This window comes from Mesorhizobium sp. J18, assembly GCF_007829525.1.
In the GTDB taxonomy this organism is placed as follows: domain Bacteria; phylum Pseudomonadota; class Alphaproteobacteria; order Rhizobiales; family Rhizobiaceae; genus VLJP01.
In genome coordinates this window covers 17086-23586 of sequence record NZ_VLJP01000043.1, presented here as the reverse complement: position 1 = coordinate 23586, position 6501 = coordinate 17086, and the positions used below count along the sequence as shown (strand labels likewise).

4 protein-coding genes are annotated in these 6501 nt (G+C 63.1%); 3 read left to right on the top strand and 1 reads right to left on the bottom strand.

Annotated features, from left to right (window positions below; translation table 11 throughout):
* Positions 1-414: 414 nt before the first annotated feature.
* Positions 415-1050 (top strand): isoprenylcysteine carboxylmethyltransferase family protein, encoded by a 636-nt coding sequence (locus L598_RS15125; RefSeq protein WP_144863812.1) that lies wholly within the window; start codon positions 415-417, stop codon positions 1048-1050.
* A 59-nt stretch (positions 1051-1109) separates the two neighbouring features.
* Complete coding sequence (locus tag L598_RS15120) at positions 1110-1505, top strand: cupin domain-containing protein (RefSeq protein ID WP_144863811.1); 396 nt, start codon at positions 1110-1112, stop codon at positions 1503-1505.
* A 110-nt stretch (positions 1506-1615) separates the two neighbouring features.
* Here the strand turns inward: L598_RS15120 and carB are convergent, their stop codons facing one another.
* A complete protein-coding gene (carB, locus tag L598_RS15115; protein WP_144863809.1) occupies positions 1616-5101 on the bottom strand; it encodes a carbamoyl-phosphate synthase large subunit in 3486 nt (1161 codons plus the stop codon).
* Positions 5102-5464: 363 nt separating this feature from the next.
* On the opposite strand from carB, the gene L598_RS15110 reads away from it, so the two are divergent.
* Complete coding sequence (locus L598_RS15110; RefSeq protein WP_144863807.1) at positions 5465-6379, top strand: neutral zinc metallopeptidase; 915 nt, start codon at positions 5465-5467, stop codon at positions 6377-6379.
* Positions 6380-6501: the final 122 nt, after the last annotated feature.

Below are 6501 nucleotides of genomic sequence, written 5' to 3'. Positions count from 1 at the left end.
CCGGGAGGGGAACCCTTGGACGGAACCTCCCCGGCCCTGCCTTACGAGGGCAGGACGGAGGCGCCGGTCCCTTTCCCGCGGGACCGCCGTCGCGACCCGCTTTCCCGCGGAAAGGGATGGGGCAAGGATAGCGCAGGTTAGGAAGGCGGGGATGAAATGGTGAATGGGGATCGGTGAATGGTGAATGGAAGCAACGGCTTGGCGCGGAGAGGGCGAAGAATCTATCCCCGCGTGTTCCTTCACCGCGTTGCCCTTCATCCTTCTCCCCCTCTCGTCCCTTCGACAGGCTCAGGGCTGCACGGGGCACCTCTCCCCCGCTTGCGGGGAGAGGAAAGGAGGATGCGGCGCCCACGCAATTCCGCCTGATTTCACAACTACTCGCCGCCATCAGCCGTTGAGATCGAGGGAACCACGATGAATATCCTAGTGTCATCTGAAGCGTCCAACCTGCCCAGGGTCCAAAGAGCAAGAAAGCGCATCCTGTTTGCGATATTCTTCTTGATTGCCTGCACGCTGCCGTTCGTTCGGTCCTTGTGGAGCTGGCAAGGTCCTGTTCAAGAATGGATCGAAAATATCGGCTTTTCGCTGGTGCTGATTGCCATTATCGGCCGCTGCTGGGCTTCGCTATATATTGGAGGACGCAAGATACAGGAACTTGTGACCGAGGGCCCCTTTTCGATCGTCAGGAATCCTCTTTATGTATTCTCGTTTATAGGCACGATCGGGATGGGAGCATGCAGCGGAAGCATAACCCTGGCGATGCTCTTCTTCTTTTTGGCATTTGTTATCTTTCGCCCGGTTGTGCTCCGTGAGGAAGCAGCACTTCGGGCAATTTTCGGTCAGGAATATATCGAATACTGTCGTAGAGTACCCAGATTTCTTCCCGATATTCGCCGGTGGAACGCACCCCAGAAGCTCGAGATCGAGCCCGCTCGCGTGGTCAGAACCTTATTCGACGCCGCCCCCTTCATACTTGCCATGCCACTGTTTGAGCTATTGGGAGAACTTCAACTTCAGGGCATTCTCCCTGTGCTCCTGCGTCTTCCCTGAGGCTGCAAATCGGGGTTAAGTCTGGTATCGGCAAGCCAGTAGCCAAGGAAAGGACCACCATGCAGATCAAACGGAGCGGGTCGCAGCCTTCCGGCAAGGGGCCGGCGGAATATTTTACGGGCACGGTGCGGATCGATCCGTTGATGAGCCCGCCGGAGCCGGCGAGGGTCGCTGGCGCGCTGGTCACCTTCGAGCCCGGCGCACGAACGGCCTGGCACACGCATCCGCTCGGCCAGACGCTGATCGTCACATCCGGCCTCGGCAGGGCGCAGCGCGAGGGCGGGCCGATCGAGGACATCCGGCCGGGCGACGTGGTCTGGTTCGAGCCGGGCGAGAAGCACTGGCACGGCGCCAGCCCGACGGTGGCCATGTCGCATATCGCCATCCAGGAAAAGCTCGACGGCTCGGCCGTGGAGTGGCTGGAGCATGTTACTGACGAAGAGTATGGGGGGTGAGGCATTATCTCCCGCAAGGGGAGAGATAAGGGCGGCGAGATACCCGGAAATATCCCCACCCGACCGGCTTTGCCGGCCGACCCTCCCCTCAAGGGGGGAGGGTGGGAGGCTCAAAAATACCCTTGCAGCGGCCTGACCTCCAGTGACCCAGCCTTGAGGGCGGCGATGGCTTCGGCGACGGCTTCAGCGCCGGCTATGGTGGTGTAATAGGGTACTTTCTGCATCAGGGTGGCGCGGCGCAGCGACTTCGAATCCGAAACCGCCTTCTGGCCATCTGTCGAGTTGAAGACGAGTTGCACCTGCCGGTTGCGGATGGCGTCCTCGATATGCGGGCGGCCTTCCAGTACCTTGTTGATCTTCTCCGCCTCGACGCCATGCTCGCGCAGGAAACGCGCCGTGCCGCCGGTGGCGAGCACCTTGAAGCCAAGGCCAGCCAGCCGCTTGACCGCCGGAAGCACGCGCGGCTTGTCCTCGTCGCGCACGGAGACGAAAAGCGTGCCGGAGCGCGGCAGGTCGACGCCGGCGCCGAGCTGCGACTTGGCGAAGGCCAGCGCATAGTCGCGGTCGAGCCCCATGACCTCGCCGGTGGATTTCATCTCGGGGCCGAGCAGGGTGTCGACGCCGGGGAAGCGGGCAAAGGGGAACACGGCCTCCTTGACGGCGATATGGCCGAGATCCTTCGCGCGGGGCATGGCGCCGTAATGGGCGAAAGCCTCCTTCAGCGTCTCGCCGGCCATGATGCGTGCGGCGATCTTGGCGATTGGGCGGCCGATGGTCTTGGCGACAAAGGGCACCGTGCGCGAGGCGCGCGGATTGACCTCCAGCACATAGACCTCGCCGTCCTTGACGGCATATTGCACATTCATCAGGCCGCCGACATTCAGCGCGCGCGCCAGCGCCGCTGTCTGACGTTCCAGTTCCTCGACCAGCCCTGCATCCAGCGAATGGACCGGCAGCGAGCAGGCCGAGTCGCCGGAATGGATGCCGGCCTCCTCGATATGCTCCATGATGCCGGAAACATAGACGTCCTTGCCGTCGCACAGGCAGTCGACGTCCACTTCAATGGCCTCGCTCAGATAAGTGTCGAAAAGCAGCGGGTTCTTGCCGAGCAGCGTGTTGATCTGGCCGGTCTTGTCATTGGGATATTTCTGCTTGATGTACTCCGGCACGAGGCCGGGAACGGTGTCGAGCAGATAGGTCTGCAGCATGCCCTCATTGTGGATGATCTGCATGGCGCGACCGCCAAGCACATAGGACGGACGCACGACGAGCGGGAAACCGAGATCGGAAGCGACCAGGCGCGCCTGCTCGACCGAAAAGGCGATGCCGTTCTTCGGCTGCTTCAGGTCGAGCCTGGTGAGAAGCTTCTGGAAGCGGTCACGATCCTCGGCGAGGTCGATCGCGTCGGGCGCGGTGCCGAGGATCGGAATGCCAGCCTGCTCCAGGGCGGCGGCCAGCTTCAAGGGCGTCTGACCGCCGAACTGGACGATGACGCCGACGAGCTCGCCGCGCTGCTGCTCCGCGTGCAGGATCTCCAGCACGTCCTCGTCGGTCAGCGGCTCGAAGTAGAGACGGTCGGAGGTATCGTAATCGGTCGAGACCGTCTCCGGGTTGCAGTTGATCATGATCGACTCGTAGCCGGCATCCGCCAGCGCGAAGGCGGCATGACAGCAGCAATAGTCGAACTCGATGCCCTGGCCGATCCGGTTCGGGCCACCGCCAAGGATGACGACCTTTTTCCGGTCGGAGACCTGCGCCTCGTCGGCGAGCCGGCCGGCGAAAGGCGTCTCGTAGGTGGAATACATATAGGCCGTGGGCGAGGCGAATTCGGCGGCGCAGGTGTCGATGCGCTTGTAGACCGGGTGCACGCCGAGCTTTTGGCGTTGCTTTCGAACCTCTTGCGCGTCTTTCTTCACAAGCGAGGCTAGGCGGGCGTCGGAGAAGCCCATGGCTTTCAGCATGCGCAGATTATTGGCATCCTCCGGCAGGCCATGTTCGCGAATGCGCGCTTCCATGGCGACGATGCCGGCGATCTGCTCAAGGAACCAGGGGTCGATCTGGCACATGGCATGGACCTCCTCGACTGAGGTGCCCATGCGCAATGCCTGCGCCACCATGCGCAGCCGGTCGGGCGTCGGCGTGCCGAGTGCTGCGCGTATGGCGTTCTTGTCGTCGTCACCATCGCCGAGGCCGGGGATCTCGATCTCGTCGAGGCCGGTAAGGCCGGTCTCCAGTCCGCGCAGGGCCTTCTGCAGCGATTCCTGGAAGGTGCGGCCGATGGCCATCACCTCGCCGACCGACTTCATGGCCGTGGTCAGCACCGGCGAGGCGCCGGGGAACTTCTCGAAGGCGAAGCGCGGAATTTTTGTCACGACATAGTCGATGGACGGCTCGAAGGAGGCGGGTGTGGCGCCGCCGGTGATGTCGTTCTCCAGCTCGTCCAGCGTGTAGCCGACGGCGAGCTTGGCAGCGACCTTGGCGATCGGGAAGCCGGTGGCCTTGGAGGCCAGGGCGGAGGAGCGCGACACGCGTGGATTCATCTCGATGACGACGAGGCGGCCGGTGTCCGGATTGACGGCGAACTGGACGTTGGAGCCGCCCGTCTCCACCCCGATCTCGCGCAGCACCGCGATCGAGGCGTTGCGCATGATCTGGTATTCCTTGTCGGTCAAGGTCAGGGCAGGGGCGACGGTGATGGAATCGCCCGTATGCACGCCCATCGGATCGACATTCTCGATGGAGCAGATGATGATGCAGTTGTCCGCCTTGTCGCGGACGACTTCCATCTCGTACTCCTTCCAGCCGAGCACCGACTCCTCGATGAGGACTTCGGTGGTCGGCGAGGCGTCGAGGCCGCGCTCGACGATCTCGAAGAATTCGGAACGGTTGTAGGCGATGCCGCCGCCGGTGCCGCCGAGCGTGAAGGAGGGGCGGATAATCGCCGGCAGGCCGACATGGTCGAGGGCCTGGGCAGCCACCGCCATGGCATGGCTCATGTAGCGCTGCTTGCGGTCCCCTTCGCCGAGATTCCAACGGTTCTCCAGTTCATCGAGGGCGGCATCGAGATCGGAACCGGAATAGGCCGCCTTGAGCTTGGCGCGCTCTTCCTCGTGGCGGCGCCGGTCGGCGTCCTTGACCTCCGTGGCATTGGCAAGCATCGACTTCGGCGTCTCGAGCCCGATCCTGGCCATGGCCTCGCGGAACAGCGCGCGGTCCTCGGCCTTGTCGATGGCCTCGGCATTGGCGCCGATCATCTCGACATTGTAGCGGTCCAGCACGCCCATGCGGCGAAGCGACAGGGCGGTGTTGAGCGCCGTCTGGCCGCCCATGGTGGGCAGCAGCGCGTCTGGCCGCTCCTTGGCGATGATCTTTGCGACCACCTCCGGTGTGATCGGCTCGATATAGGTGGCGTCGGCCAGTTCCGGGTCGGTCATTATGGTGGCCGGATTGGAGTTGACCAGGATGACGCGGTAGCCTTCCTCCTTCAGTGCCTTGCAGGCCTGGGTACCGGAATAATCGAATTCGCAGGCCTGGCCGATGACGATGGGGCCGGCCCCGATGATCAGGATCGACTTGATATCGGTACGTTTTGGCATGTGGCGTGGTCCGTGGGCTTGCGCGAAACGCCCGGCGGACGGGGCCAGCCGGGCCATGCGAATGCAGATTCTTGAGTCAGGCTAGGCGGGCCTTATAGGGGAAGGAGCGGAGGGAGGGAACCCCGGAAATCGCGTCTCCACGCCGCATATGCCGCGCCACGTGGCACCATCCGGTTCCTTGCCCGGTCAGGCCGGGCTGGCCCGGATGGTCGGCGGGCTGCGAACGGTCCGTAACCGATGCCGCCGCTTCCCGATCAGGATAGCGGCGAGTAAAAAAACGCTGTAACTTTTATCCGACCGTTCCGATATCTCCCAGGATCGCGGGGCGGCTGCACTTTGGCCCGCGAGGACGAGGAGGAAATCATGCGCTGGAAAGGTCGTCGTCAGAGCAGCAATGTCGAGGACCGGCGGGGAGCCGGAGGCAGAGGATTCCCCGGTGGTTTCGGCCGCGCCGGAAATCCGATCCGCATCCCGGTGGGACGCGCTTCCGGCGGCTTGAGCTTCTCCACCATCATCATCCTCGTCGTGTTGTTCTTCGCGCTGAGAGCCTGCGGCATCGATCCGCTGGCGATATTGACGGGCGGCGGTCTGACCGGCCCCGGACAGGTGACGATGGATGAAAGTGTCGAGCCGGGCGCGAGCGACGAGATGAGCCAGTTCGCCGCCACTGTGCTGGCCGAGACCGAGGATGTCTGGAACGGCATCTTCCAGGCCGAAGGGCAAAATTATCAGGAACCGGCCATGGTGCTCTTCAGTGGCCGGGTTCAGTCAACCTGCGGTCTCGCGTCTGCGGCGAGCGGACCGTTCTATTGCCCGCTCGACAGGAAGGTTTATCTCGACCTTTCCTTCTTCGGCCAGCTTTCCCAGCAATTCGGCGCGTCGGGCGACTTCGCGCAGGCTTATGTGATTGCCCATGAGGTCGGGCACCACGTGCAGAACCTGATCGGCATTCTGCCGAAATTCAACGAGATGCGGCAGAGCATGGGGCAGGCCGAAGCCAACCAGATGTCGGTGCGCGTCGAGCTGCAGGCCGACTGCTTCGCCGGCATATGGGCGCATTATACCGACCAGAAGGGGCTGCTGGAGTCGGGCGACATCGAGGAGGCGCTGAACGCCGCGCATCAGATCGGCGATGACACGCTGCAGAAGCGCACGCAGGGCTATGTCGTGCCTGACAGCTTCAACCATGGCACGTCCGAGCAGCGCGCCACATGGTTCCAGCGCGGGTTGCAGAGCGGAAGGCTGGCAGACTGCGACACCTTCAACAACCCTGTTTGATGGCGACCATTCAGGGGGAATGCCGATGATTTGCAATCCGCGGGCATTCTTCGGCGCGGCTCTGCTCGCATTATTGGCAGCCGCCATGCCAGCTTTCGCAGCGGGAAGTCTGCCGGGCGGCG

Excerpts from the sequence above, each read along its gene's own strand:
- L598_RS15125 (WP_144863812.1), top strand. The coding sequence starts at position 415 with ATGAATATCCTAGTGTCATCTGAAGCGTCCAACCTGCCCAGGGTCCAA.
- L598_RS15120 (WP_144863811.1), top strand. The coding sequence starts at position 1,110 with ATGCAGATCAAACGGAGCGGGTCGCAGCCTTCCGGCAAGGGGCCGGCG.
- carB (WP_144863809.1), bottom strand. The coding sequence starts at position 5,101 with ATGCCAAAACGTACCGATATCAAGTCGATCCTGATCATCGGGGCCGGC.
- L598_RS15110 (WP_144863807.1), top strand. The coding sequence starts at position 5,465 with ATGCGCTGGAAAGGTCGTCGTCAGAGCAGCAATGTCGAGGACCGGCGG.